Genomic DNA, 24,425 nt, shown 5'->3' on the forward strand with positions numbered 1-24,425 from the left:
GGGCGAGGACATCATATTCCTTGAGTATGTCGGTGGCTATCCTACACTGGATCACGCCGTGGTCCGATACCGATTCAGCAACACGAGCAGCATGATGGGTCGACCGGAAATGCTGCGCTAACGATACGCAGCTCGGCAAGCAGGAACCAATCCCACTCTGAAAGGAAATACCATGGCCTCGAATCAAGGTAAGTCGAAACAGGGCGGCAGCTCGCAGCAGCAGGCCGAAGCGGGCCGCCAGGGCGGCAGCAAGCAGTCGGGCTCCGGCTCGGGCTCGCGCTCCGGTGGCGGCGGCGGTACCCGGGGCGGCACGCCGGAGCAGCATGCCGAGGCTGGTCGCCAGAGCCACAAGAACGACAAGAACCGCTGAGCGGCCGGCACTTCCGGCGCCATTCAGCGGCTAGTCGAAGCCCACCGCTTGCGGTGGGCTTTTTTGCGCCTTTTGCCCCTGCTTTGCGCCCGTTCGAAGCGGCCCCGGCTCAGATATTGCGCAGCACCGCGCCCTTGGGTGGACGGAAGTCGCGAACCTCGTTGACCAGGCCGGCAATCTTGGCGTCGCGCGAGTTCAGGTGCAGGTCGGAGTATTGGTGGATGGCCCACTGTTCCGGCGTCAGTTCGATGCTCTTGCGCAGGATCGATTCGGTGCGGGCGTCGTCGGCGCGCAGGCCCTCGACAATGATGTTCAGGGCGTCCGGACGGGAGCCGGGCGAGGCCGTGGCATGTGACTTGTGCACCATGAAGCGCGCCGTCTCGCTGCAATAGCGCTCGCTGCCCGCCAGGAACAGGGTCACCGCGATCGAGGCCACCGCACCGCCGTTGTACATGATGAACTTGATCGGCGAATTCGCCAGGAAGTTGTACAGGCACAGTCCGTCGCTGACATAGCCGCCGTTCGACTGCACCAGTACATGCGCGGTCTCGATGCCATCTTCGGTCATGATGGCGACCGCTTCGAACATGCGGTGCACCATATCGCTGTTGACGTCGCCCGACAGCGTGAACCACGCCTCCTTGACCCCTTGGTCCTTGTCTTCGCTCATAGTTTTTCCCACTGCAAAGTGTGTCCGACAAGTGTAGCAAAACCTGCCAGCCAGGCTTGCCGGTGCCGGCCCAATAGTGCGCGGCAATAAATTGCGCGCTTTTCCATGCGGCCGCGAGCGTATCTGGTTGACACCAGGCGGAGGCTGGCATATTCTCCGCAGTCTTGACCGGGAGAGCGCAGGCATGCCTGCCGCCGAAGGGGCACTACCCACAAACTCTCAGGCAAAAGGACTGGTCAGGGGGCGGCAGCGCAAGGCGCGGCCAGCTCACACTCTGGAGAGCGGCCCCGCACACACGGGGCCCACCGAAGGGGCAGGCGTTTCAAACCGCTATCTCTCAGGTACCAAGGACAGAGGGGATACAGGCACCCGCGCGGGTGCGCGCCCCCAATTCACTGCCCGAGGATTCCATGACGCTCAAAGCGACCCCGCTCAATTCCGCACACCGCTCCCTGGGAGCCAAGATGGTCGACTTCGGCGGCTGGGACATGCCGGTCAACTACGGCTCCCAGATCGAGGAGCACAACGCCGTGCGCAACGACGCCGGCATGTTCGACGTCTCGCACATGTGCGTGGTGGACCTGAAGGGCGCCAATGTGCGCGCTTTCCTGCGCGGCCTGCTGGCCAACAACGTCGACAAGCTGCAGGTACCGGGCAAGGCCCTGTATTCGGCCATGCTGAATCCGGACGGCGGCGTGATCGACGACCTGATCGTCTATTACTTCAGCGAAGACTGGTTCCGCCTGGTCGTCAACGCCGGCACCGCCGAGAAGGACGTGGCCTGGATGACGCAGCAGAACGAAGCCAGCGGCGCCGGGGTCGGCATCACCCAGCGCCGTGACGGCAATGATCCGATCGCCCTGATCGCCGTGCAGGGCCCGAACGCCCGCACCAAGGTCTGGCAGGTGCTGCCGGGCACCCAGGCCGCTTCGGAACCCCTGAAACCCTTCAACGTCGTGATCGTGCCGGATACCCCGTTCGGCGAAGTGATGGTGGCCCGTACCGGCTATACCGGCGAAGACGGTTTCGAGGTCGGCGTCCCGGCATCGCAGGTCGAAGCCCTGTGGAACGCCTTCGCCGCCGCCGGCATCAAGCCGGCCGGCCTGGGCGCGCGCGACACCCTGCGCCTGGAAGCTGGCATGAACCTGTACGGCCAGGACATGGACGAGAGTGTCAATCCGCTCGACGCCGGCATGGGCTGGACCGTCGACCTGGTCGCGGAGCGCGACTTCATCGGCAAGCGCGCGCTGCTGGCCAAGGGCCAGCAGGCCAACTTCGTCGGCCTGATCCTGCGCGAGAAAGGCGGTATCCTGCGCGCCCACCAGAAGGTCATTGCCGCATCCGGCAACAGCGGCGAAATCACCAGCGGCACCTTCAGCCCCAGCATGCAGCAGGCGATCGCGCTGGCGCGCGTGCCACTGGACGTGGCTGTCGGCGACACCGTGCACGTCGAGATCCGCGACAAGAAGCTGGCCGCATCCGTGGTGAAACTGCCGTTCGTGCGCAACGGCAAAGTCCTCGCGAGCTGAAGCAGAATAACCAGAACAACCGTTTATACTATCCGCCTCACCACACTGGAGCCTTACCATGAACATTCCAACCGACCTGAAATACACCGAGTCCCACGAGTGGGTGCGCCGCGAGGCTGACGGCAGCCTGACCGTCGGCATCACCGAATACGCGCAGGACGCGCTGGGCGACATCGTGTTCGTCGAACTGCCGCAGGTCGGCAAGGAATTCACCGCCGGCGACGACGCCGCCGTGGTCGAGTCGGTCAAGGCCGCCAGCGACATCTATGCCCCGGTGTCGGGCACCGTCACCGCCGTCAACCAGTCGGTGGCCGACGCCCCCGACTCGATCAACAGCGACGCCTACGGCGCCTGGCTGTTCAAGCTGGCACCAAGCGACGCCGGCGCGGTCGACAAGCTGCTGGACGCGGACGCGTACGGCAAGACGACTGGCAACTAAGCCGGCAATGAATGACGGTGCGCCTGCGGGCGCACCGGTTGTTTCGCGGTTGCGCCCCGATCTGGCGCATGCTCCCCTCCCCGATCTTCTCCTGAACTGACCATGACCCGCTCCAGCCTCACCCAACTTGAAGCGCGCGACTCTTTCATCCCGCGCCACATCGGCCCGTCCGAATCCGAACAGGCAGCCATGCTGTCGACCCTGGGCTACGCCACGCGCGCCGCCCTGATCGACGCGGTCGTGCCCGCGAACATCCGCCGCCAGGACACGATGGACCTCGGCCCGTTCGTCGAACCGCGCAGCGAAGAGGATGCGCTGGCCACCCTGAAAGCGCTGGCGTCGAAGAACAAGGTCCTGAAGTCGATGATCGGCCAGGGCTACTACGGCACCCATACTCCGAAGGTCATCCTGCGCAATATCTTCGAGAACCCGGCCTGGTACACCGCCTACACCCCGTACCAGCCGGAGATCTCGCAGGGCCGCCTGGAAGCGATCCTGAACTTCCAGCAGATGATCACCGACCTCACCGGCATGGGCATCGCCAACTCGTCGATGCTGGACGAAGGCACCGCCGCCGCCGAAGCCATGACCCTGCTGCAGCGCGTCGGCAAATCGTCATCGCGCGTGTTCTACGTGGCCGACGACGTGCTGCCGCAGACCCTGGAAGTGGTGCGCACCCGCGCCGAGCCGATCGGCGTCGAAGTGCGCGTGATCGCCGCCGGCGAGATCGAGAAGCTGGAGGAAACCTGCTTCGGCGTGCTGCTGCAGTACCCGGGCGTGAACGGCGAAGTGCGCGACTACCGCGCCGCCGTGGAACACCTGCATGCCGCCGGCGCGATGGTCGTGGTGGCCGCCGACCTGCTGGCCTTGAGCCTGCTGGAAGCGCCGGGCAGCTGGGGAGCCGACGTGGTGGTGGGCAACAGCCAACGCTTCGGCGTGCCGCTCGGTTTCGGCGGCCCGCACGCCGGCTACCTGGCCACCCGCGACGAGTACAAGCGCTCCATGGCCGGCCGCCTGGTTGGCGTCACCGTCGACGCGCAGGGCAACCAGGCCTACCGCCTGGCGCTGCAGACGCGCGAGCAGCACATCCGCCGCGAAAAGGCGACTTCGAACATCTGCACCGCCCAGGTGCTGCTGGCTGTGATGGCGGGCATGTACGCGGTCTACCACGGCCCGCAAGGCCTGAAGAACATCGCCACCCGCGTGCATCGCCAGACCACGATCCTGGCGCGCGGCCTTCAGCAACTCGGCGCCGACGTTCTGAACACCACCTGGTTCGACACCCTGACCGTCAAGGGCGATGCCGCGGCACTGCACGCCGCCGCCGAAGCGGCCGGCATCAACCTGCGCCGCATCGACGACAGCCATGTGGGCATCTCGCTGGACGAAACCACCACCCGCGACGACCTGGCGGCGCTGCTCGCCATCTTCGGGAATGGCAAGTCGGTCGACGTCGACGCGCTGGATACGGACGTGCAGGACGCCTACCCGTCCGAACTGGCCCGCACCACGGCCTACCTGACCCACCCGACCTTCAACCGCTACCACGCCGAGCACGAGATGCTGCGCTACCTGCGCTCGCTGGCCGACAAGGACCTGGCGCTGGACCGCACCATGATCCCGCTCGGTTCGTGCACCATGAAGCTGAACGCGACCTCGGAGATGATCCCGGTCACCTGGCCGGAATTCTCGAACATCCACCCGTTCGCACCCGATGACCAGACCGTCGGCTACCGCGAAATGATCGGCCAGCTGGAAGCCATGCTGTGCGCCGCCACCGGCTACGCGGCGATCTCGCTGCAGCCGAACGCCGGTTCGCAGGGCGAATACGCGGGCCTCCTGGTGATCCAGAAGTACCACCAGTCGCGCGGCGAAGGCCACCGCAACATTTGCCTGATCCCGTCCTCGGCGCACGGCACCAACCCGGCCTCGGCCAGCATGGTCGGCATGAAGGTGGTGGTCACCGCCTGCGACGAGAACGGCAACGTGGACCTGGCCGACCTGAAGGCCAAGGCCGAGCAGTACAGCCGTGACCTCGCCTGCGTGATGGTCACCTACCCGTCGACCCACGGCGTGTTCGAAGAGGGCATCAAGGAACTGTGCGAGATCGTGCACCAGCACGGCGGCCAGGTCTATGTTGACGGCGCCAACATGAACGCGATGGTCGGCGTGGCCGCGCCGGGCGCCTTCGGCGGCGACGTCAGCCACCTGAACCTGCACAAGACCTTCTGCATCCCGCACGGCGGCGGCGGACCGGGCGTCGGCCCGATCGGCGTCGGCGCCCACCTGGCCCCGTTCCTGCCGAACCAGCTGTCGACGGGTTACGTGCGCAACGAGGCGGGCATCGGCGCGGTCAGCGCGGCCGCCTACGGTTCGGCCTCGATCCTGCCGATCTCGTGGATGTACATCGCGATGATGGGCGCATCGGGCCTGACCGCGGCCACCGAGGTGGCGATCCTGAATGCCAACTACATCGCACGGCGCCTGGCCCCGCACTATCCGGTGCTGTACACCGGCCACGACGGCCTGGTGGCGCACGAGTGCATCATCGACCTGCGCCCGCTGCAGGACAAGACCGGCATCTCGAACGAGGACGTGGCCAAGCGCCTGATGGACTTCGGCTTCCATGCCCCGACCATGAGCTTCCCGGTGCCGGGCACCCTCATGATCGAGCCGACCGAGTCGGAGTCGAAGGCCGAACTGGACCGCTTCATCGAAGCGATGATCACCATCCATGCCGAGATCGTGAAGGTCGAGCGCGGCGAGTACGACAAGATGGACAACCCGCTCAAGGGTGCCCCGCACACCGCGGAGGTGGTGACGGCCGACGACTGGGCCCACACCTACACCCGTGAAGTGGCGGCCTTCCCGGTGGCGTCGCTGCGCAAGAAGAAGTACTGGCCGCCGGTCGGCCGCGCGGACAACGTCTACGGCGACCGTAACCTGTTCTGCGGCTGCGCGCCGATCAGCGACTACGAGTAAGGCGCGGAGGGCGGCCTGGCTGCCCTGCCCCCCCTGCATGCTAGTCGCGGCTTGCGGCGAGGCGCAGGTGGGCGCGCTCATGACGGCGGCGTTCCCTGGGCAGGTCCCGCGGAACGCCGCTTTCCTTTTGGTGCGGCGGGACGCTTGCCGCGGGCAAGGAAACCGGCGCCGGCGCCTCCGGTTCGTCCAGCCTGAACGCGGCCATCGTGCGCGACAGCGCCAGGGCCTGCATCTGCAGGGTGCGCGCGGCCGCCGCGGCTTCTTCGACCAGCGCGCAGTTCTGCCGGGTGACTTCATCCATGCGCACCATCGAGCGGCTGACCTCGGCCAGGCTGCCAGCCTGGCCGGCGCTGGTGCCGCCGAGTTCGGCCAGCACCGCTTCCATTGCACGCGTCGAGCCGGCGGCATCGCCGATGCACGCTTCGGCGACACTGGCCCGGGTGGCGCAGCCTTCGATCTCGGCGACGGTGCGCTCGGCCAGCGCACGCACTTCGCGCGCCGCGTCCGCCGCCTGCCGCGCCAGCGCACCCAGCGTGGCCGCTGTCCGGCCATCATCGTGTGCGCGGGCCCGGTCCGGCTCAATGGCCGCGTCGATGGCCGCGTCCAGCGCGAGCGTCCCGGCCTCGCTGGCCAGGCGGTCGACCGTGGCCGCCGCTTGCGCCGCACGCGCCGCCCCTTCCCGCACCCTGTCCAGGGTGGCCCGCATCTGTTCCACCATCTGCTCCACCATCGCGCCGCCTTCGCGCGCGCTGCCGGCCGCCTGCTCGGCCAGGCCGCGGGCCGCCAGCGTACCGGTCGCCGCCACGGTAACCGAGCTTGCCAGCTGCTGCATCGAAGCCGCCGTCTCTTCCAGCGAGCGGGTCCGAAAGACCGCGCGGCTGTGCATGCTCAGGTTACGCAGCGTAATGTCGCGCGAGGCGCTGCCGATCGTACGCGCCGATTCCGCCACCGTGCGCAGGGTGCCGTTCAGCCTGCGGATGCCGGCCTCCAGCGCGCGCGAGGTGTCGCCGATCTCATCTGCACCATGGACGCGTGGCGCAATACTCAGGTCGCCAGCGGCCAGGCCCTGGGCCGCCGTGCCGATCGTTTCGATCTCGTCCAGCAGCACGCGCCGTACCGCCATCGAGATCGCCAGCGAGACCGCCACCGCGAGCAGCGCCACCACCGGCATCAGGGTGGCGCTGACCCGGAACTCGGCGGCCGCGGTGCTGGATGCCTCCTCGGACAACGCGCGTTCGAGCGCGGCCAGCATTTCCATGCGCTGGACCAGCACGCCGAAGGCGGCTTCGGCCTTTACCATGGCGTTCGCGCCAATGGTCTCGTCGACATGCGCCAGCTCGACCACTTCACGCACTTCACGCACATAGCGGCGGTAGGCCAGGGCCGCGTGCTCGACGTGCCGCCGTTCCAGGCTGGCCGCGGCGGTCTGGCGTTCCAGCACCGCGAGGCCGCGCTCGATCGCCGCGTGCTGGCCGTGGACCGCGCCGATCAGCTGTTCGATGCGGGCGCGCGAAAAACTGCTGCCCAGCCAGGTGAGCAGCTTGTAGGTATCGGCATGGACGCGCTGGGCCTGGGCCGCCATGCCGGTCGCGCTGCGCATCTGCACCGCGCGCGGGCCGACGATCGTCTGCAGGGACTGGTGCTGGCGCAGCATGACATAATAGGCGCCGCTCGACAGCATGAGCAGCAGCAGCAGGACCACCGCCGGAGCGAGCAACAGCTTGGGACCGATCTTCAGGCGCGACAGCATGGCTCAGGCCTGGCGCTGCGGGACGACGGCGCAATATGACTGGCGGATGGTGACAGGACCCTGCATGCTTGCCTCCCGATCGAGAATACTGCCCGTTTAGTTTCCTAAACGCATTCCTCGGAATCTACGCCTCCCCTGGCGTCACAGCTTTGCGTCGGATCAAACCGACTCGGCCAATGCACCATGCATGGTCGAAACAGATGCTTACCATTTTGATACAGTTGCCGACTTGCAATCCTGTATTCTCGCGTCGAACCGGACAACACGAGGACAAGCATGCACCTGCATCACTTCATGGCCGCCGCGGCACTGCTGGCGGCCGGCGCGGCCCGGGCACAGGAAAACGCAGCGCTCCAGGACGGGGCGCCCGCCGCCACCGCGACAGCCAGGCTGGAAGCCGCGACCGGCGCCCGCTACGGACCGCTGGCGGAAGGGTTCAAGCGCCATGCCCCGCTCTACGGCGGCAACGAGGCCGCCAACCCGAACGACCGCCTGTTCGCCGGCTTTCGTACCGACCCGCGGCTGGTCATCGGCTACGCCTTCAACGCCTACCTGGCGCTAGAAGCCGGCTATGCCCACCTGAACGACCAGGGCTTCCACAAGATCGTCGCCAACAGCCCGGTCGAGTCGGCCATCGCGGCGGGGGCGCTCGGCGTGGCCAGCAACACGACCTATGTCGCCGCCAGGCTGACACTGCCGGTCAACGATCGCCTGACGGCCTACGGCAAGTTCGGCATCGCTCATAGCCAGGTGAAGAACGACGGCTTCGTCACCCCGCAGCAGGCCGCGGCCCGGGCCGCCGGCAGGCAGGACGGCGTGTTCGCCGGCGAATCGGCCACCGGGGCCTACGGCGCGCTCGGCGCGAAGTACAAGCTGAACGACCGCGCCACGCTCAGCGGCGAGTACCGCGTGAACGGCAGCGCCAGCAAGTTCGGCGCCGCATCGAACGCGGGCGGGCTGAAAGGAAGCGTCGGCATCGGTTTCTGAGCCCGGTATTCTTCCGGCGTCCTGGCCGTGCCGGTTACACTAGCGGGATGGAGACCGGGACGACAAGCATCCGCACGCGCATCGGCGCCACACTGCGCCGCCAGCGCCGCCTGCTCGCGCTGGGCGCCCTGTCGCTGCTGCTGCACCTGGCCCTGCTCGCCTGGATGGATACGCGACTCGGCGTGCATCCGCCACCATCGCTGCCGCCTTCGGATGCGGCGGCGCTGGCGGTGCGGGTCACCGCCACGGTGCCGGCCGCTGCGCCGGCGCCGGCCGCCATTCCACCCGAGCAGCCGGCCGCGCCGCTGCCGCCCATCATGCCCGGCACGCCGGCCGCGGCCACGCCCGCGGCGGCGCCGCAAGCCCCCGCCACCGATGCCATGCCGGCCGGCGTGGAACCCTTCCAGATGCCCAGCCGCTACCGCGTCGTGATGCCGCCCAGCGTGCGTCTGGTCTATGCGCTGCGCGATGGTGCCGGGCGGCCGGACGGCGAGGCCAGCCTCGACTGGGAAACCGACGGGGTGCAGTACCGGCTCGCGCTGGACGGCGTGGCTGGCAGTATCGAGAGCGAAGGCGGTACCGACGATGCCGGCATCGCGCCGCAGCGCGCCCGCTACCGGCATGGCGCCGGCCGCGCGGCGGTCGCCTTTGCGCGCGAGCGGGGCGCGATCGTGTTCGAGAGCTTCGGCCGCAGCGCGCGCGACACCCCGGGCAGCCAGGATGGCGCCACGGTCCTGATGCAGCTGGCCGGCATCGGGCTGGCCGACCCGGACCAGCTGCAGGGCGAGGTGGAGATCTACGTCGGGCGCGCCGACGCTGCCGCCGTGGAGCGCTTCGGGGTGGTGGGACGGGAACGGCTGGTCACCGCGCTGGGCGAGATCGAGACCCTGCACCTAGCCAGGGCGGGCGCGGCGCCGCTGGAGATCTGGCTGGCGCCCGCGCACGGCTGGCTGCCGGTGCAGCTGCGCGCGCCGGCCCCCGGGGGCGGCATGCGCACCCAGGTCATCCGGGAAATCACGACGAATGGCTAGGGCGGACGGGCTGGCCGTCCGCCCCGCCATCACGCCAGCTTGGCCGCGTGCTCGCGGGTGGCGTGGAAGGTCAGCTTGGGCCAGCGTTCCTGGGTCAGGCGCAGGTTCACGTTGGACGTGGCCAGGAAGGCCAGGTTGCCGGCCGCGTCGTAGGCCACCTGGTGGCCAAGCTGGTTCTCGAAGTCGGCCAGCGCCTTCTTGTCCTCGCTCGAGACCCAGCGCGCGCTCGAGATGCTGCTGCCCTCGAACACCGCGTCGACCCCGTACTCGTTGAGCAGGCGGCTGGCGACGACCTCGAACTGCAGCACGCCGACCGCGCCCAGGATCAGGTCCGAGCCCAGCACCGGCTTGAACACCTGCACCGCGCCTTCCTCGCCCAGCTGCTGCAGCCCCTTGTGCAGCTGCTTGACCTTCAGCGGATTGCGGATGCGCACGGTGCGGAACAGGTCCGGGGCGAAATACGGGATCCCGGTAAAGGTCAGCAGCTCGCCTTCCGAGAAGCTGTCGCCGATCTGCATGTTGCCATGGTTCGGCAGGCCGATGATGTCGCCGGCATAGGCTTCTTCCACCTGTTCGCGGCTGGACGCCATGAAAGTCACCACCGAGGACAGCTTCACGTCGCGGCCGAGGCGCAGGTGCTTGACCTTCATGCCCTTCTCGAAGCGTCCCGAGCACACGCGCAGGAAGGCGATGCGGTCGCGGTGCGCCGGGTCCATGTTGGCCTGGATCTTGAAGACGAAGCCCGAGAAGCGCTCTTCTTCAGGCTTCACCGCGCGCACGGTGGCATCGCGCTCGCGTGGGGCCGGGGCCCAGTCGACCAGCGCCGACAGGATCTCGCGCACCCCGAAGTTGTTGATGGCCGAGCCGAAGAACACCGGCGTCTGCACCCCGGACAGGAAGCGCTCCAGGTCGAACACGTGCGAAGCGCCGTGCACCAGCTCCACTTCCATCTTGAGCTGCTCGATCTCGAGCGGGAACATCTCGGCCAGCTTCGGGTTGTCGATGCCCTTGACGATCTCGAAGGCGCCGTCGGCGCGCTCCTCGCCCGCCTTGAACAGCATGATCTCGTCGCGCAGCAGGTGGTACACGCCGCGGAAGTTCTTGCCCATGCCGATCGGCCAGGTCACCGGCGCGCACTCGATCTTCAGCACCGATTCGACTTCGTCGAGCAATTCGAGCGGATCGCGGGTCTCGCGGTCCATCTTGTTCATGAAGGTGACGATCGGCGTGTCGCGCATGCGGCAGACGTCGAGCAGCTTGATGGTCTGCTCTTCCACGCCCTTGGCCGCGTCGATCACCATCAGGGCCGAGTCGACCGCGGTCAGGACGCGGTAGGTGTCTTCCGAAAAGTCCTGGTGGCCCGGCGTGTCGAGCAGGTTGATGACGTGCTCGCGGAACTCGAACTGCATCACCGAGGAAGCAACCGAGATGCCGCGCTGCTTCTCGATGTCCATCCAGTCCGAGGTCGCGTGGCGGCCGCTCTTGCGGCCCTTGACGGTACCGGCCAGCTGGATCGCGCCCGAAAACAGCAGCAGCTTCTCGGTCAGCGTGGTCTTGCCCGCATCGGGGTGGGAAATGATGCCGAAGGTGCGGCGGCGCGCGACTTCGCGCGCGAGCGAACCGGCGCGGCTGCCCTGGCGGCTGGCGTCGCTGCCGGCCTGCCCGGCGCCGTCTTCCATGGCGGCGGCGGGAAGTTCGGCGGGAAGTTCGGCTGGAGATTCGGCGGGGAGATCGGTATCGTTGGCCATAGATGAGGCTTTGCAATGCGGAGCCTCGCACAACGGCTCCTTGGTAAGAAAACCCTCGATTTTACCGACTCCCGGCCGCGCCGTGTGGAGAATATGCCGTGCGCCCCCCGCCCCGCCCTCCTTATTCGCGCACGCGGCGCCATCCGGTACGCCGGCTGGGCATGCTGGCAGCCGGGTTGTGGTCCTTGGTCAGGGTCTTGCCGTCCGCCGTGGTGGCAATGGTCTTGGTCTCGCCGTTGGGCAGCGCGATATTGATGAAGCCCACCACCGCCGAGTTGTTCGACAGGGTCGAGCCGGCCACGTCGCGCACCGCGCGCCCCGTGCACAGGTCCAGTTCGTAGATGTTACTGGTGCCACCCACCGAACAGGCCGACGAGGAGCTCGGCAGGTTGGTGACCACCGTGAGCGTCCCCAGCACCACTTTCGGGTCGAGGTTGACGCGCTCGCCGTCGTTGCGGTCGAAGTCCACGAACCAGCCGGCCTGGCTGTCGAGATCGACCTCGGTGCCGTCGATGGTGTAGGTGTCGCCCGCGGCGCCCTGGATCTTGGTGAGCGACTGCTGCGCCATCAGGGAGCCGCGCCACTGCGCCGCCGTGATCGGGACGCCGCTGTCCTTCAGCACGTAGGCCGACTGCAGCGCGGTGCTGCTGACGTCGCTGATGTCGAGCAGGCGCCCGGTGCCGAAGGCCACCACGCGCTGGGTCCCCGGTTCGGTGCTGCCATCCGCATTGGTCACCTCGACCCGGCACAGCGCCACGTCGGGCCGGGTGGTGATCGGCTGGTTGGCGCCGGCGTCGCCCATCTTCACCACCGCCACCGTGCCCGGGTTGGTGAAGTCGAAGCGCCACATCTGGCCCAGGTTGTCGCCCCCGTACACGTAGGTGACCAGCGGATCGGTGCTCGGATTCTTGGTGATCGCGGTAATGCGCGCGAAGCCCGACGGGGTGGACGTGGTGCCGGAATTGGTCGTAATCCGGTCCAGCACCTCGCCAGTGGCGACGTCCACCACGAACAGGAAGCCCTTGCCGCTGCCGCTGTCGACACCGTCGCTGTCCGGGATGTTGTTGTAGCCGGAGGTCAGGAACACCACCCAGCGTTCGGTGCCCGCCGCGTTCTTCCAGGTACCGAACTGCGGATTGCCGAACGACAGGCCGATTTCCGGCTCGTGGTTGATGCCGCTGCAGACCGTCTCGTCCGCGCACAGCTCCCACAGTGCGCGCGGCTGGGCCGGATCGGTGACGTCCAGCGCATAGTAGCCGCGTCCGCCGGCGTTCAGGCCGGCCACCAGCACCGTGCGCCACTGGCCGTTGATCTGCACGTCGCCCACCTCGGGCGAGCCGTCCACCGTGTACTGGTGGTTGGTGCCGTAGTTGACACTGGCCTGCACGTGCAGCTTCTTCATCGTGATGCGCGGCACATAGGCCCACAGTTCATCGCCGTTGGCGGCATCGAAGGCGTGCAGCATGCCGTCGTTGGCCGCCGCGAATACGGTGCCGGCGCGGGTCGCATGCTCGACCTTGTAGTCGTTGTAGCCGGGACGCTTGTAGTCCTTGCGCGGATCGCGCGAGAAAGCAGGCTTGGCGGTGGCGATGTCGCCCAGCACGATCGGCAGGGTGGTGCTTGCGCCCTGGGGAATGGTCTCGGTGCGCGAGTAGGCGCGCAGCACGGTGTCGTCGGCATACTGCTGCTGGCCGCGCAGCCAGTTCACGATATTGGCGCCGGTGTTCACGATGGTCCGGTTGGCGCTAGACAGGTTCGCGCACTGCGCCAGCGCGCCGCACTTGTTGTCGAACCAGCCCCGTTCCAGCTCGCTCATGGCGGCATACGTGAAGTCCTTGTTGCCGCCGGCCGTGTTGAGCATCAGGATGCGGCGGCTGTCGCTGGCCTGGTCCACCTTGCGCCCCACCGTGAGCGACGAGTTCCACACTTCGGTATCGCCGACGATGCCGGTGACGGTATCGATCTTGCGCTTAGTGATCTGGCCGAACCATTTCACGGTGGTGAAGGTGGCCGAGAAGATATCGTTGTCGAACTGCGAGATGTTCGGGGTCGAGGTGGCCGACGCGGCCGCCGCGCCCACCTTCACCTCGATGTTCGACAGCGCCTTGCGCAGGCCGTCCACGACCTGCAGCGGATCGGAGGCCGAGAAGTACTTGCCGTGGCCGTTGATCGCGGCATGCCACAGGTCGTCCACGCGCGACTGGTAGGCGGCCGAGCCGCTGTTGTCGCCGGTCTTCGGGTCCGGCCAGACATAGGCGCCGCCGTTGTTCCACGGGCAGCCGCTGGTCACGCCGGTGATCAGCTTGTAGAAGTCGCCGCCCACCGCGGCCGAGGTGTCGTAGTTCGGCTCATAGGTCATGACCCCGTCCACACCCAGGCCAAGGGCGTAGGTCTTCATGTGCAGGCGGGTGTTCTCCCCGGCCGCGGCCGGCACCAGGCCCGGCTTGGTCCAGTCTTCCAGGTCGGTGCGCAGCGAGGACACGGCCGTGTTGGAACCGCCGTTGTACCAGTACAGCGCGACGTCGGCCAGCGAGTTCGCGGTCTGGGCCGAAGGATCGACACAGCCCTTCGAGCGCAGGCAGAAGCGGCCGGCGTTTTCCTTGTTGTCGTTGTTGACCACGGTCGCCGCCGCGTTGCCGTTCCAGTAGCCGTCGGTCGTGACGAAGGTGAAGTTCTGCTGGCACGGGAACTGCACCACTTCCTGGCCCTTGGCGTAGTTGTAGGGCGCCTGGTTGGCGTACAGCTTGCCGATCGCGTGCAGGGCCTGGCGGATCGGGGTCGACTGGTTGCCGTTCATGTCGTACAGGGCCGTGTACCAGGTGCTGCGGTGGGTGCCCGAGAAGGGCTTGGGACGGGTCATTCCGCCTTCGGCCGCGGCGCTCGAGAGCGATACCAGGCCGACGTTGTAGTTGTCGTTGATCGGCTGGAAGGCATGGCCGACCGCGGTCTTCATCATCTGGTTGCGCGTCTTGTAGTAGGCGTGCCAGTTGGCGAAGTTGGTCATCTCCTCGTCGTAGGTGCAGGTGGCGCCGGCGCAGTCGCTGCGGTTGGCGGCCTTCGGATAGCTGCTGCGCGTTGCCACGATATCGGTGCGCACGAACACCGAGGCGCCGGTGTCGGTGCTGGAGGTCGGCATCGCCTCGCTGACGGCGGCGCTGGTACTGAAGGTCAGCGTGCCGTTGTTGGTAAGGGTGCCGACCGTGATGTTCTTGCCGGCGCCGCTGCCACTGCGGTCCACCAGGCAGACCGTGGACGTGGAGGCGGCCTGGCAGGTCGCGGTGGTGTTGGCGGTGCCGCCCACATACGCGGTCACGTCGCCCTTGGTACCGATGTGATTGCGGATCGACGCCGCCACCGTGCTGGCGCTGGCGCTGCGTGGCAGGCTCAGTTCCGACGAGAACATGGCTGCGCCGCCATACGACAGCTGGCGCAGCACCTGGGTCTTGTTGGAGACGGTACTGCCCGAGATGCGCAGCAGCGCGGTGGCGGCGTCGTCCACTTCCACTTTCAGGACGGTGCCGGCGCGGCTGTTGTCCGCTTCCAGCCAGCACGGTCCGACCGCCTTGCCACTGGTGCCGGCCGGGCAGGAAATCGGCACCACCGCCACCACGTTGTTGACGCTCAGGTTGATGCCGAAGCTGGCGCAGGACGGCACGCTGCCGCTCGGCGTGCGGGTGCAGGCGGTGAAGAGCTGGGCCAGGCCCGTCCTGGCGATGATCGAGGCGGCCAGCGCGTTGGCTGCGGCCTGCTGCTCGGTGGCGCTGTTGGTGCCGGTGGCGGCCGTGACCGCCGTGCTGGTGATGACCACCGTCCCCTCGTCGGTGGTGGCGGTGACGCGCTGCAGGTTGACAGGACTGTCGCTGCCGGAATTGCCGATGGTAATGGTGCCGTACCAGAGCGAAGGCATGCTGATGTCGCCGAAGCGGGGGTACTTGAAGTTGCCGACATACTTGGCCTGGCAATTCGTGAGCGCGGTGGAGTCGCACCAGCGCACCTTGGCCGGTACCGGATAACCGGCCGGCGCCGGCGCATTCACCGCCGCAGCCTTGCAGTTGCTCATGGTGGCGCTGGTGCAGTACTCGGCGACGTTGATCGTGTAGTAGTAGGGATTGGCGGTGAAGTACTGCGGCTGGTAGCGCTCGTTGTTGGGGAAGGTGTAGCCGCTGCGGTTGACGCTGCAGTTGCCGTTGCCGTCGCACCAGCGCAGGTCGGGAAAGCCGGTCACCAGGTTGGTAGTGCCGACGCCATTGCCCAGCAGGTCGCTCTCGTTGACCCCGAAGCCGTCGGTCCGCACTTTTTTCCAGCTGTCGGTGGTAGTGCGGTCCTGGTCCGGGAAGCTGGTGCCGTCCGCCCTCACCGGCGGGCTGTAGCGCACGGCCGGGTTGTAGTACTGCTTGTTGAATTCGGGGCTGGCGAAGGGCGGGTCGCCGATCCGGCAGCCGCGGGTGCCGCCCGCCATGGTGGCGCGCGCCCGGCAGGTGACGCTGTCGTCGACATAGTCGGGGGTAAAGGTGCTGCTCATCGAACCGGAGTTATCGTAGAGGAGCATCAGGTTCGGCTTGACCGTGCCGCTGCCGCTGATGTTCAGCAGGGGCAGCTGGGCGATCGCGGTCGGCTCGGCGCCGGCCGGCAGCGCTGGCGCGAGGCTGAGCACCAGGATCGACAGGAGCGGCGCCAGGCTGGATGCCAGTGCGCGCAGAGGCCGGGAAAGGAGGATGTTCATGCGGTTTCCGTTGTTCAGGTGACGGTGTCCGGCCTGCCGGCTCAGGCGCCGATCAGGACCACCATCTGGGTAATCACATTGCCGCCGCGCGGACCGTCGATGCGCGCGGTGATCACGTAATGCAGCTGCGGCACGCCGGCATAGACCGGCGCATCCGAGGCCAGGCTGTCGCCGATGCGCACGGTATTGCCGAGCGAGGAACTGTTGGCCGCGGTTTGCACGCAGGCGTTGTCCGGGTCGCTGTACGACACGTCGAGCCGGCACATGCGGTGGATCACGTAGCGCACCCGGTTGCCGTGGCCGTCGTCGACCTCCTTGGCGCCGTCCCAGAAGCCACTCGAGCGCACGCTCTGGGTGGTGTCGAGGGTGGCGCGGTAGCCCTCGTCAGGCACGTGGCTGTCGAGCTGCACCTTGTTGGTCCTGGCCGTCTCGCTCAGCCACGCGAAGCCGCTGTGCAGGCCGAAGTCGGCCGCGCGCGCCAGCGCCGCGTCGTAGGCCAGGTTGGAGGCGGTCAGCGTGGTCGAATTGCTGGCGCGCAGCAGGTAGATGCTGGATACCAGCATCACCAGCAGCATGATCAGCATCACCGGCAGGGCGATGCCGCGCTGCCTGGTCGGAATCGCGTGCGTCATGCGGTCGGCCTCCAGCCCGCGTTGCGCAGCGGGACGATGGTTTCGAATACGCGGTAGCGGTAGCAGCGCCAGTCGACCGGGTCGCCCTCCACTTCCACGTCCACCTGCACCGCCTCCGCCTCGGTGAATTCCGCGTCCTGGGTCGCGAACACGGTCGGGCGCGTGCTGGTCGCCTTGCACTGGCCGCTGGCCGGATCGGCGCGCTCGGGGTTTTTCGCGCGTGCGACCACGGCGATGCGCAGCGCGACCACGCGCTGGTAGTCGCCGGCACTGCCCGCCACGCCGTCGCCGTCGGCATCGATCATGGTGTTCGACCAGGCGCCCAGGCGCAGGCCGTCCTCCGGCTGGAACAGCTCGCCAGTGCGGGTGTCGAAGCCGTACTGCGCCTTGAGCGAGACGATGTTGTCGGCCACCGCCTGCGAGGCCGCGCCGGCCCCGCCCAGGTCGGTGGCGCGCAGGCGCAGGAAGCCACCTTCGACCGACCAGGTTCGAAAGCCCAGGCTGCCCGCCGGCCCGAGGTTGAAGACGCGCGCGGCGCCGCCCGTATACTGGGCGCCCAGCGCGCCGCTGTTGAAGCGGAAGCCCGCGCCGCCGAAGGCGATGAACTGCTGCGAGGGCGGCGGCGCCAGCGCGGCCGGGTCGGACGAGACCTGGGCCAGCGAGCAGCGCTCGCCGGCTTGTTCCGGCGCCACCAGGATCACGTCGCCGCGCGCGAAACCGTAGGGCACGCGGTCGACGTCGAGCCGGTTGCCGCCGATGTAGTCGCTGGTCACGCGCAGGGTGCCGGTGCCGCTGAACGAACTGCCCGAATACAGGGTGATCCGGTCCGGGCCTTCGCCGCCCGGCGCGATCACCGCCGCCGCCAGCGGCCGCACTACCGCCGTGCCGCGCGCCGCCGGCGCCATCTCGAAGCCCTCGCTGTCGGCCATCGCCGTGTCGCAGCCGACGATCAGCGGGTCGTTCAGGCCGAAGCCGGCCTGCTCGGCGTCGCCGCTGATCGAGAACATCGCCAGCATCCCGTTCTGCATCGAGTCGGAGCCGCCCAGGGCGGCCGCCTTGTTGCGCTCGGCGTCGGTCATCAGGCGGGTCGCAAACAGCACCGCCAGCAGGCCGATCACGACGCTCACCATCAGTTCAACCAGCGAGAAGCCGGCACTGCGCCGCGCCTTCATCGCGACCCCGCGAAATAGGAAGTGATACGGTGGGTGTTGCCCGGCGTGTCCGCCTTGCGCTGCCAGCGGATGGCGATGTCGACGGCGGCCGGCGTCGCATCCTCGCCTGGCGTCACCGCGATCGTGATGCGCGCGCCGGGAATCAGGCGCACGGTTTCCTCGTGCCACTGCGCCAGGCGCGCGGAGGGTTCGCCATCCGCCTCCAGTGCGTAGTCTTCCAGGTGGCTGATGTCGGTGTTCATGATGCCGAGCAGCTTGTTGGCCGCAATCGCCGCCTCGGCGCGCATGCCGGCGTCGGACAGGGCGGCATACGAGCGTGCCTGCAGGCCGATCGTACCGAGCAGGCCGATCGCCAGGATCACCGCGGCCAGCAGCGCTTCCAGCAGCGCGATGCCGCGCTGGGCCCGCGGCGGTGCCGGGCGTGCGAGGCGCGGCCTCATTGCGGGCACCTGCGCGAATCGTCATCGGCGGCCTCGGGGTCGCAGGTGGCGGCGACCCCGGCCAGGGTCAGGACCACGCTCGACGCCGGGAACAGGGCCGGCGCGCCGGCCGCCGGTTCGAGGTCGATGCGCATCATGCGCGGCTCGATCCGGGTATCGACCCATCCGAGCGGCGTGAAATAGACGGCGGTGGCGCCATCCGGACCAGGGCTGACCGTCATGCGCTCGCTGGATGGCAAGGTGGCGGCGCTGCGCGCCACCGACGTGTAGCCCTCGCCGCCATCTTCCTCGGGCTTGACCGCGTCCTCGACGCTGGACCAGTCGCCGCCGGCCGTGCACGGGTCTTCCGGCGTCGGGAAGCACAGGTCGACCTGCCAGTCGTACTGGCCGTTGGACGTGTTCGGCGTGAGCACCAGGCGGCTGGCGCCATTGTGGGCCAGCGCCTTGGCGCGCGCCAGCGCCAGGCCCTCGGCATAGAAGCGGGTGGCCGAGACGGCGCGCGAGGCAGCCAGCCAGTCCGCCATGCGCGGCACGCCGATCGCCAGCAGGATCGCGAACACGGCCAGGGCAATCAGGGCTTCGACCAGGGTGAAGCCACTCATTCTGCGCATGTGCCCTCCTTGCGATCGACCCAGCAGTCGTCCTGCGCGGTCCAGCCTTCCGGCACGCCGGTGGTGGCGCGCCTGCCGTTCTGGTCGATGGTGAACACGAAGCCGTCCGCGGCGCCCTTGCCGGTGGCGGTCAGGAGATAGGCGCTGGCACTGGCCTCGCTCAGTGCAAAGCTGAAGCTGTCGGATTCCTTCGGCAACAGCCTGGCGCGGGTGTCATCGTCCTCGATCTCGTAGCTGCGTTCGTTGGCCCAGTGCTGCTCCATGAGTGGCTGGGCGCCGGCCAGCCCGGTGAAGGCCTCGGTCAGGCGTGCCCGCATGACGTAGCCGTTATAGGACGGCAACGCGATCGCCGTCAGGATGCCGATGATGGCCACCGCGACGATGATTTCGATAAGGGAAAAGCCGGCCTGGCGCTTGTGCATGGATTGCTCTCCGAGGAAGCCGGCGGACTGCCGGAATGTTTCCATGAGGCATCATAACCCACGAAGCTTGCATTTCCCTGAGGAAAACCTGACAAAACCCTGACAACTGCACAGGGCTGCGCGCGCTCAAGCCGGTGGAAAGCGGACGCCGAAACGGCTGCCCTGCCCGCCCGGGCCCTCCTCGAGCGTCACCTCGGCGCCGTGGGCGTCGGCGATGTCGCGCACGATGGCAAGGCCGAGTCCACTGCCGCTGCTGTGCTCGTCGAGACGCACGAAGCGCTGGAATACCCGGCTCCGCTTCTCGGGCGCGATGCCGGGGCCGGAATCCTCGACCGCGAACAGGGCGCCATCCCCGCTGGGGCCGCAATGCACGGTGACGGTACCGTGCCCGGGGGTATAGCGCAGCGCATTGTCGACCAGGTTGTCGACCAGGTCGCGCAGCATGTGGCGGTCGCCGCAGACCAGGACCGGGGCCAGCTCGAAGCCGAGGTCGATCTCCTTGCGCAGCGCCTGTTCGACAAAGGGCTGGACCGCCTCGCCGACCAGGGCCGCCAGGTCGAGCGGTGCCAGCTGGGCGCGCTCGAAGCGGTCCGGCGCGGCGCGCTCGAGCGAGAGTAGCTGGTTGGCCTGGCGGATCATGCGCTCGTTGGCGCGCAGCAGCAGCTCGACGCTGCGCACGGTGTCGGGATCGTCGCGGTGGCGCGCGGCCAGCCATTCCAGCTGCAGGCGCAGTCCGGCCAGCGGCGTGCGCAGCTGGTGCGCCACGTTGGCGCGGAAGTCGTCCTGGGCCCGGGCACCGGCCGCGATACGCCCCAGCAGGGCATTGAAGGCACTCACCAGCGGCGCGAGTTCGCGCGGCATGGCGCTGTCGTCCAGGGGCGCCAGGTCGTGGCTGCCGCGGGCGTCGAGGCGGGCCCGCAGGCGCGCCAGCGGCGCCAGGCCATTCCCCACCGAGAACCAGACCAGGCCCAGCAGCGCCAGGCCGAACAGCACTTCGAGCAGCACCAGCGCGCGTACGATGGCGGAACGCACCTGGTGGCGCTGGCTCAGGGTGCGTGCCACGCCGACCTCGAGCGCGCCGCCGTCCGCGGGCACCAGTACGCTGGCCACCCGCACCGGCTGGCCATGCATCCAGGCGTCGCGCACGGCGGCGGCGTCCTCGCGGCGCGGCAGGGCGGCGTCGCCCGCCAGCAGCCGGCCATCGGCGGCGCGCACCGCGAACCAGCTGGCGTCCGGCGCGCCGGCGCCCAGCAGGCTGGCCGGGTCCGCGGGCGGCTCAATGCCGCCGCCAGGTCCAGGCCGCAGGCGCGCCGCCAGGCCGGTGGCGGCATCGAGCAGGCCCTGGTCGAAGGCCAGCTGGGCCGGGGTCCAGGCCAGCAGGTAGCTGAGGCTGGCCGCCAGCAGGTTGAACACGAGGATGGGGCCAACCAGCCAGGTCAGGAGGCGCAGGCGGATGCTGGGCATGGCGGGCGTGCCGGTCGGGCTCGACTAGGGCTGGGGCTGGGCCTGGGCTTCGAGCAGGTAGCCGAAGCCGCGGATGGTGCGGATCGCCACGCCGGCGCCGTCCAGCTTCAGGCGCAGCCGCGAGACGTAGACCTCGACCGCGTTCTGGGTCAGGTCCTCGCCCCAGGGTGCGATGGCATCGATGATCTGCTGCTTCGATACCACCCGCCCGGCGTGCTGCAGCAGGTGCTCGAGCACGCTCCATTCGCGCACCGACAGCTCCAGCGCACGGTGGTCGATGCGGGCGCGGCGGGCGGCGGTGTCCAGGCTCAGGCGCCCCAGGACAAGCTGGTCGGGCGCCGGCGCGGCGCGGCGTGCAAGCGCCCGGATGCGCGCCACCAGTTCGGCGCTGGCGAACGGTTTGACCAGGTAGTCGTCGGCGCCCGCTTCCAGTCCGCGCACCCTGTCCTCGACCGCGTCGCGCGCCGTGAGCAGCAGTACCGGGGTGGTGGCTCCGCGGGCGCGCAGGCGGCGCAGCACCTCGAAGCCATCGATGCGGGGAAGGCCCAGATCGAGCACCAGCACGACGAACCTGGCTGGCGCACAGGCCTGCAGGAGGGCATCGGCGGCCAGGCCATCACATACCAGTTCGACAGCCATGTCGTGCGACTGCAGGGTACGCACCAGGCCATCGGCCAGGACGGCGTCGTCTTCGACCAGCAGCAACGGCAGGGGCATCGGCAGGAGGAAAAATGGGAAAGCCCCATTATGCGTGATTTTGTTTCCCAATCCAAAGAGAACACGATGATAGATCGTCATCTCCCCAGTAGGACTGGACTGACAAAATACCATGGGCCAAGCCTACATGGGGGCGGAGGCCAGTCTTATGTTCGGCAACAGACTATGGCTTTAATGTTCACACATCGCGATAGGAAACAAAAAAGCGCTCCCAGGACCGCAACCAGCATCGCACCCGACACGTCAGAGCAAAGAGGACCATAAAATGAACAACACTCAACTTGGTGGTACGCACAAGGCGCAGCACAAGATTCCAGCCACGAGTGAGACTGTGAAAGCCGCGTCCCGCCCCGTTGTCAGCTACAGCGGCACCCAGCAGAACGAACTGCTCGGCGCCCTGCCCCGCCAAGACCTGGAAAGCCTGTTTGAACACCTCGAGCTGGTTCCCCTGCCATTCGGCAAGGAATTGTTCGAGTATGGCAGCAAACTGGAATACGTGTATTTCCCGACGACCGCAATCGTGTCGCTGCTGTATGTGATGGAAGACGGCGCCACCACCGAGATCGCGGTGGTCGGCCATGAAGGTGCGGTCGGCGTGTCGCTGTTCATGGGTGAACGTGCCACCTGCAGCGCGGTGGTGCAGAGCGCAGGCTACGGCTACCGCCTCAAGACCCAGTTCCTGCGCGACGCCTTCAACCGCGGCGGCGCCCTGCCCCAGCTGCTGATGCGCTATACCAATGCCCTGTTCGCCCAGATGGCCCAGAACGCCGTTGGCGGCCGCCACAGCTCGATCGAGCAGAAACTGTGCCGCTGGCTGCTCGACCGCCTGGACCGTTCGGCCAGCAACGAGCTGAAGGTGACCCAGGAACTGATCTCGATCATGCTGGGCGTGCGCCGCGAAAGCATCACCGCGGCTGCCGGCAAGCTGCAGGACGAAGGCCTGATCCAGTACCGTCGCGGCAATATCACCGTGCTCGACCGTGCGGGCCTGGAAGAGTATGCGGGCGAATGCTACAAGGTGGCCAAGTCGGAATACGACCGCCTGCTCATGGATGTGGCCCGTTAAGACTGAGCGCGGCGCCCTCGGCGGGCGTCTCCCGCGTTGAACCCGACGCCGTTCCCGGCCCCAGGAACGGCGTTGTCGTTTCCGGCTTTCCTGAAGCGAAAGATGGCCCTGGCCCGGCATCGCCGCCAGGCGCCTCTGGCGGCAGCCAGGCGCGCACGCAGGTGCCGATCCCGTTGACGCCGGGCTCCACCCTGAGGCTGCCGCCCAGCAGCAGGGCCCGCTCGCGCATGCCGAGCAGGCCGTGCGACTTCGGCTTGGCCATGGCATCGGGCGCGATGCCGATGCCATCGTCGGTGATTTCGAGTTCCCACCCATCCGGTTCACGCGTCAGGTTGACGATCACGCTGCGGGCGCGCGCGTATTTCGCGATGTTGTTCAGGGCTTCCTGGGTGATACGGAACAGCGCGATCGCCTGCATCGGACCGGCAGCGTCGGCCGCATCGTCGATCAGGGCGTCGCAATCGAGCGCGGTCACGCGCGCGTAATCGGCGCAATAGCTCTGCAGGGCCGCGGACAGGCCCATGTTGTCCAGCAGGCTGGGACGCAGGTTCTCGATGATGCGCCGCTTGAGCTGGACGGTATCGACCAGGGTCTTGCGCGCCCGGCCCAGCATGGCGGCCAGTTCCGGGTGCGTGCCCTTGAGCTGCTCGCCCACCGTGCTCAGGTCCATGCCGATGGCGGTCAGGTTGGCGCCCATCTCGTCGTGCAGTTCGCGCGCCAGGCGCGACTTTTCTTCTTCCTGGACCCGGATCAGGTGGCGCGACAGCACCGACAGCTGGGCGGTGCGCTCGGCCACCAGGGCTTCCAGCGTATCGTTGGTATTCTGCAAGGCGCGCTCGGCCTCCAGCCGCAGGCCGAAGCTGCGCTGCACCAGGTTGTAGAACAGCAGGATCACCAGGATCGCCGCGGCATTGATGCCAACCCCCGACAGCACCGTGCGGCGCGACTGCTCATAGAAGCTGGCGGTGCGCGCAGCCAGCAGTTCGTTCTGCTCGCGCGTCATGATGGTCACCAGGAGCCGGATCTCGTCCATGTCGCCGCGCTCGTCGGCGGCGGCGGAAATCGCGACGATGTCGACCAGGCCGCCACGCCGGTACACCTCGAGCGACTGGTGCATCAGGCCGAGCTTGCGCTGCACCAGGGTGCGCAGCTGGGCCAGGTTCTTGGTCTGGGAGGGATTGTCGGCCAACAGCACGCCGAGCGCGCGCAGCTGATTGTCCAGCTGCTGGGGCGCCGCATGCAGCGGACCCAGGTTGAGCTCGGCACCGGACAGGAAATAACCGCGCAAGCCGCTTTCCGCATCGGTCACCAGCAGGTTCAGATATTGCAATTCGTCCGACACGCGCGCGGTCTGGGCCTGCAAGGCATTGGCCGAACGCAGGTCATCCAGGTTGCGCATCAGGAACACGCCATTAATGACAAGAATCACCACACAGGCCACGCACAACAAGGTCTTGGAGAACGGCAGCCCGCGCAAACGCTTGCCATCGAAGGCGGTGGAGAAATACATGAGCTTCCTTTCGCGCAACTAGTGCCATCCGGGCGATTATAGTCGGCTTGGCGCGGCCGCGCAGCCCGGCCCCGGGCATGCATGGGTTGCCGACGGAAGCAGTGTGCGCGCATACGCAGCAGGATGCAAGCTGCCGTGTTGCGAAGCGAGGTGGAGGAACAA

19 protein-coding genes and 2 riboswitches are annotated in these 24,425 nt (G+C 67.8%); of the genes, 7 read left to right on the forward strand and 12 right to left on the reverse strand.

Features of this window, described 5'->3' with window-relative positions; translation table 11 throughout:
• The first annotated feature begins 172 nt into the window (after window positions 1-172).
• On the forward strand, window positions 173-370 hold the full coding sequence (locus LCI23_RS17030) for a hypothetical protein (RefSeq protein ID WP_224947643.1): 198 nt from the start codon (window positions 173-175) through the stop codon (window positions 368-370).
• Between the two features lie 109 nt (window positions 371-479).
• Here LCI23_RS17030 and LCI23_RS17035 read toward each other — a convergent pair whose 3' ends face one another.
• Window positions 480-1,040: an ATP-dependent Clp protease proteolytic subunit gene (locus LCI23_RS17035; protein WP_224947644.1), complete on the reverse strand. Its 561-nt coding sequence runs from the start codon at window positions 1,038-1,040 to the stop codon at window positions 480-482.
• A 159-nt stretch (window positions 1,041-1,199) separates the two neighbouring features.
• A riboswitch (glycine riboswitch) is annotated at window positions 1,200-1,285 on the forward strand.
• A gap of 19 nt (window positions 1,286-1,304) precedes the next feature.
• Window positions 1,305-1,404: riboswitch (glycine riboswitch) on the forward strand.
• Between the two features lie 46 nt (window positions 1,405-1,450).
• Between LCI23_RS17035 and gcvT the strand changes: the two genes are divergently transcribed.
• From gcvT to gcvP, 3 genes are all read left to right on the forward strand, one after another.
• Window positions 1,451-2,569, forward strand: coding sequence for a glycine cleavage system aminomethyltransferase GcvT (gene gcvT, locus LCI23_RS17040; protein ID WP_224947645.1), 1,119 nt, complete (start codon window positions 1,451-1,453; stop codon window positions 2,567-2,569).
• Window positions 2,570-2,627: 58 nt separating this feature from the next.
• Window positions 2,628-3,008 carry a glycine cleavage system protein GcvH gene (gcvH, locus tag LCI23_RS17045; protein ID WP_224947646.1) on the forward strand — a complete coding sequence of 127 codons (381 nt, stop codon included), beginning with the start codon at window positions 2,628-2,630 and terminating at the stop codon, window positions 3,006-3,008.
• Between the two features lie 102 nt (window positions 3,009-3,110).
• Window positions 3,111-5,990 carry an aminomethyl-transferring glycine dehydrogenase gene (gcvP, locus tag LCI23_RS17050; protein WP_224947647.1) on the forward strand — a complete coding sequence of 960 codons (2,880 nt, stop codon included), beginning with the start codon at window positions 3,111-3,113 and terminating at the stop codon, window positions 5,988-5,990.
• A 40-nt stretch (window positions 5,991-6,030) separates the two neighbouring features.
• On the opposite strand, the gene LCI23_RS17055 is transcribed toward gcvP, so the two are convergent.
• Window positions 6,031-7,740, reverse strand: a complete 1,710-nt coding sequence (locus LCI23_RS17055) for an MCP four helix bundle domain-containing protein (RefSeq protein WP_224947648.1) — start codon at window positions 7,738-7,740, stop codon at window positions 6,031-6,033.
• A 276-nt stretch (window positions 7,741-8,016) separates the two neighbouring features.
• Between LCI23_RS17055 and LCI23_RS17060 the strand changes: the two genes are divergently transcribed.
• On the forward strand, window positions 8,017-8,727 hold the full coding sequence (locus LCI23_RS17060) for an outer membrane beta-barrel protein (RefSeq protein ID WP_224947649.1): 711 nt from the start codon (window positions 8,017-8,019) through the stop codon (window positions 8,725-8,727).
• A gap of 47 nt (window positions 8,728-8,774) precedes the next feature.
• Entirely contained in the window at window positions 8,775-9,758 is a 984-nt protein-coding gene (locus LCI23_RS17065; RefSeq protein WP_224947650.1) for a DUF3108 domain-containing protein, read from the forward strand.
• Window positions 9,759-9,787: 29 nt separating this feature from the next.
• Here LCI23_RS17065 and LCI23_RS17070 read toward each other — a convergent pair whose 3' ends face one another.
• From LCI23_RS17070 to LCI23_RS17110, 9 genes are all read right to left on the reverse strand, one after another.
• Window positions 9,788-11,437, reverse strand: a complete 1,650-nt coding sequence (locus LCI23_RS17070; protein WP_224947669.1) for a peptide chain release factor 3 — start codon at window positions 11,435-11,437, stop codon at window positions 9,788-9,790.
• Window positions 11,438-11,627: 190 nt separating this feature from the next.
• On the reverse strand, window positions 11,628-16,229 hold the full coding sequence (locus LCI23_RS17075) for a pilus assembly protein (protein WP_224947651.1): 4,602 nt from the start codon (window positions 16,227-16,229) through the stop codon (window positions 11,628-11,630).
• 41 nt (window positions 16,230-16,270) lie between these two features.
• On the reverse strand, window positions 16,271-16,861 hold the full coding sequence (locus LCI23_RS17080; RefSeq protein WP_224947652.1) for a hypothetical protein: 591 nt from the start codon (window positions 16,859-16,861) through the stop codon (window positions 16,271-16,273).
• Window positions 16,858-18,033, reverse strand: coding sequence for a PilW family protein (locus LCI23_RS17085; RefSeq protein WP_224947653.1), 1,176 nt, complete (start codon window positions 18,031-18,033; stop codon window positions 16,858-16,860). The genes LCI23_RS17080 and LCI23_RS17085 overlap by 4 nt, the downstream gene beginning before the upstream one ends.
• A complete protein-coding gene (locus LCI23_RS17090) occupies window positions 18,030-18,473 on the reverse strand; it encodes a hypothetical protein (RefSeq protein WP_224947654.1) in 444 nt (147 codons plus the stop codon). The genes LCI23_RS17085 and LCI23_RS17090 overlap by 4 nt, the downstream gene beginning before the upstream one ends.
• A complete protein-coding gene (locus LCI23_RS17095; protein ID WP_224947655.1) occupies window positions 18,470-19,084 on the reverse strand; it encodes a Tfp pilus assembly protein FimT/FimU in 615 nt (204 codons plus the stop codon). Before LCI23_RS17095 ends, LCI23_RS17090 begins: the two co-directional genes overlap by 4 nt.
• Window positions 19,072-19,506 (reverse strand): type IV pilin protein, encoded by a 435-nt coding sequence (locus LCI23_RS17100; protein ID WP_224947656.1) that lies wholly within the window; start codon window positions 19,504-19,506, stop codon window positions 19,072-19,074. Before LCI23_RS17100 ends, LCI23_RS17095 begins: the two co-directional genes overlap by 13 nt.
• Window positions 19,507-19,632: 126 nt before the next feature.
• Window positions 19,633-20,970: a sensor histidine kinase gene (locus LCI23_RS17105; RefSeq protein WP_224947657.1), complete on the reverse strand. Its 1,338-nt coding sequence runs from the start codon at window positions 20,968-20,970 to the stop codon at window positions 19,633-19,635.
• A gap of 24 nt (window positions 20,971-20,994) precedes the next feature.
• Window positions 20,995-21,687, reverse strand: coding sequence for a response regulator transcription factor (locus tag LCI23_RS17110; protein WP_224947658.1), 693 nt, complete (start codon window positions 21,685-21,687; stop codon window positions 20,995-20,997).
• Between the two features lie 265 nt (window positions 21,688-21,952).
• Between LCI23_RS17110 and LCI23_RS17115 the strand changes: the two genes are divergently transcribed.
• Complete coding sequence (locus LCI23_RS17115; protein ID WP_224947659.1) at window positions 21,953-22,753, forward strand: Crp/Fnr family transcriptional regulator; 801 nt, start codon at window positions 21,953-21,955, stop codon at window positions 22,751-22,753.
• Here the strand turns inward: LCI23_RS17115 and LCI23_RS17120 are convergent.
• Entirely contained in the window at window positions 22,734-24,263 is a 1,530-nt protein-coding gene (locus LCI23_RS17120) for a CHASE3 domain-containing protein (protein ID WP_224947660.1), read from the reverse strand. The genes LCI23_RS17115 and LCI23_RS17120 overlap by 20 nt on opposite strands.
• Window positions 24,264-24,425: the final 162 nt, after the last annotated feature.

Origin of the sequence: Massilia sp. MS-15 (assembly GCF_020176695.1) — a bacterium.
Lineage (GTDB): Bacteria > Pseudomonadota > Gammaproteobacteria > Burkholderiales > Burkholderiaceae_D > Telluria > Telluria hydrophila.

What these genes read in the sequence shown, in the direction of transcription:
- LCI23_RS17070 (WP_224947669.1), bottom strand. Translation starts at nt 11,437, where the DNA reads ATGGAAGACGGCGCCGGGCAGGCCGGCAGCGACGCCAGCCGCCAGGGC.
- LCI23_RS17085 (WP_224947653.1), bottom strand. Translation starts at nt 18,033, where the DNA reads ATGAAGGCGCGGCGCAGTGCCGGCTTCTCGCTGGTTGAACTGATGGTG.
- LCI23_RS17055 (WP_224947648.1), bottom strand. Translation starts at nt 7,740, where the DNA reads ATGCTGTCGCGCCTGAAGATCGGTCCCAAGCTGTTGCTCGCTCCGGCG.
- LCI23_RS17060 (WP_224947649.1), top strand. Translation starts at nt 8,017, where the DNA reads ATGCACCTGCATCACTTCATGGCCGCCGCGGCACTGCTGGCGGCCGGC.
- LCI23_RS17065 (WP_224947650.1), top strand. Translation starts at nt 8,775, where the DNA reads ATGGAGACCGGGACGACAAGCATCCGCACGCGCATCGGCGCCACACTG.
- LCI23_RS17080 (WP_224947652.1), bottom strand. Translation starts at nt 16,861, where the DNA reads ATGACGCACGCGATTCCGACCAGGCAGCGCGGCATCGCCCTGCCGGTG.
- LCI23_RS17075 (WP_224947651.1), bottom strand. Translation starts at nt 16,229, where the DNA reads ATGAACATCCTCCTTTCCCGGCCTCTGCGCGCACTGGCATCCAGCCTG.
- gcvP (WP_224947647.1), top strand. Translation starts at nt 3,111, where the DNA reads ATGACCCGCTCCAGCCTCACCCAACTTGAAGCGCGCGACTCTTTCATC.
- LCI23_RS17110 (WP_224947658.1), bottom strand. Translation starts at nt 21,687, where the DNA reads ATGCCCCTGCCGTTGCTGCTGGTCGAAGACGACGCCGTCCTGGCCGAT.
- LCI23_RS17090 (WP_224947654.1), bottom strand. Translation starts at nt 18,473, where the DNA reads ATGAGGCCGCGCCTCGCACGCCCGGCACCGCCGCGGGCCCAGCGCGGC.
- gcvH (WP_224947646.1), top strand. Translation starts at nt 2,628, where the DNA reads ATGAACATTCCAACCGACCTGAAATACACCGAGTCCCACGAGTGGGTG.
- LCI23_RS17115 (WP_224947659.1), top strand. Translation starts at nt 21,953, where the DNA reads ATGAACAACACTCAACTTGGTGGTACGCACAAGGCGCAGCACAAGATT.
- LCI23_RS17030 (WP_224947643.1), top strand. Translation starts at nt 173, where the DNA reads ATGGCCTCGAATCAAGGTAAGTCGAAACAGGGCGGCAGCTCGCAGCAG.
- LCI23_RS17095 (WP_224947655.1), bottom strand. Translation starts at nt 19,084, where the DNA reads ATGCGCAGAATGAGTGGCTTCACCCTGGTCGAAGCCCTGATTGCCCTG.
- gcvT (WP_224947645.1), top strand. Translation starts at nt 1,451, where the DNA reads ATGACGCTCAAAGCGACCCCGCTCAATTCCGCACACCGCTCCCTGGGA.
- LCI23_RS17105 (WP_224947657.1), bottom strand. Translation starts at nt 20,970, where the DNA reads ATGCCCAGCATCCGCCTGCGCCTCCTGACCTGGCTGGTTGGCCCCATC.
- LCI23_RS17100 (WP_224947656.1), bottom strand. Translation starts at nt 19,506, where the DNA reads ATGCACAAGCGCCAGGCCGGCTTTTCCCTTATCGAAATCATCGTCGCG.
- LCI23_RS17120 (WP_224947660.1), bottom strand. Translation starts at nt 24,263, where the DNA reads ATGTATTTCTCCACCGCCTTCGATGGCAAGCGTTTGCGCGGGCTGCCG.
- LCI23_RS17035 (WP_224947644.1), bottom strand. Translation starts at nt 1,040, where the DNA reads ATGAGCGAAGACAAGGACCAAGGGGTCAAGGAGGCGTGGTTCACGCTG.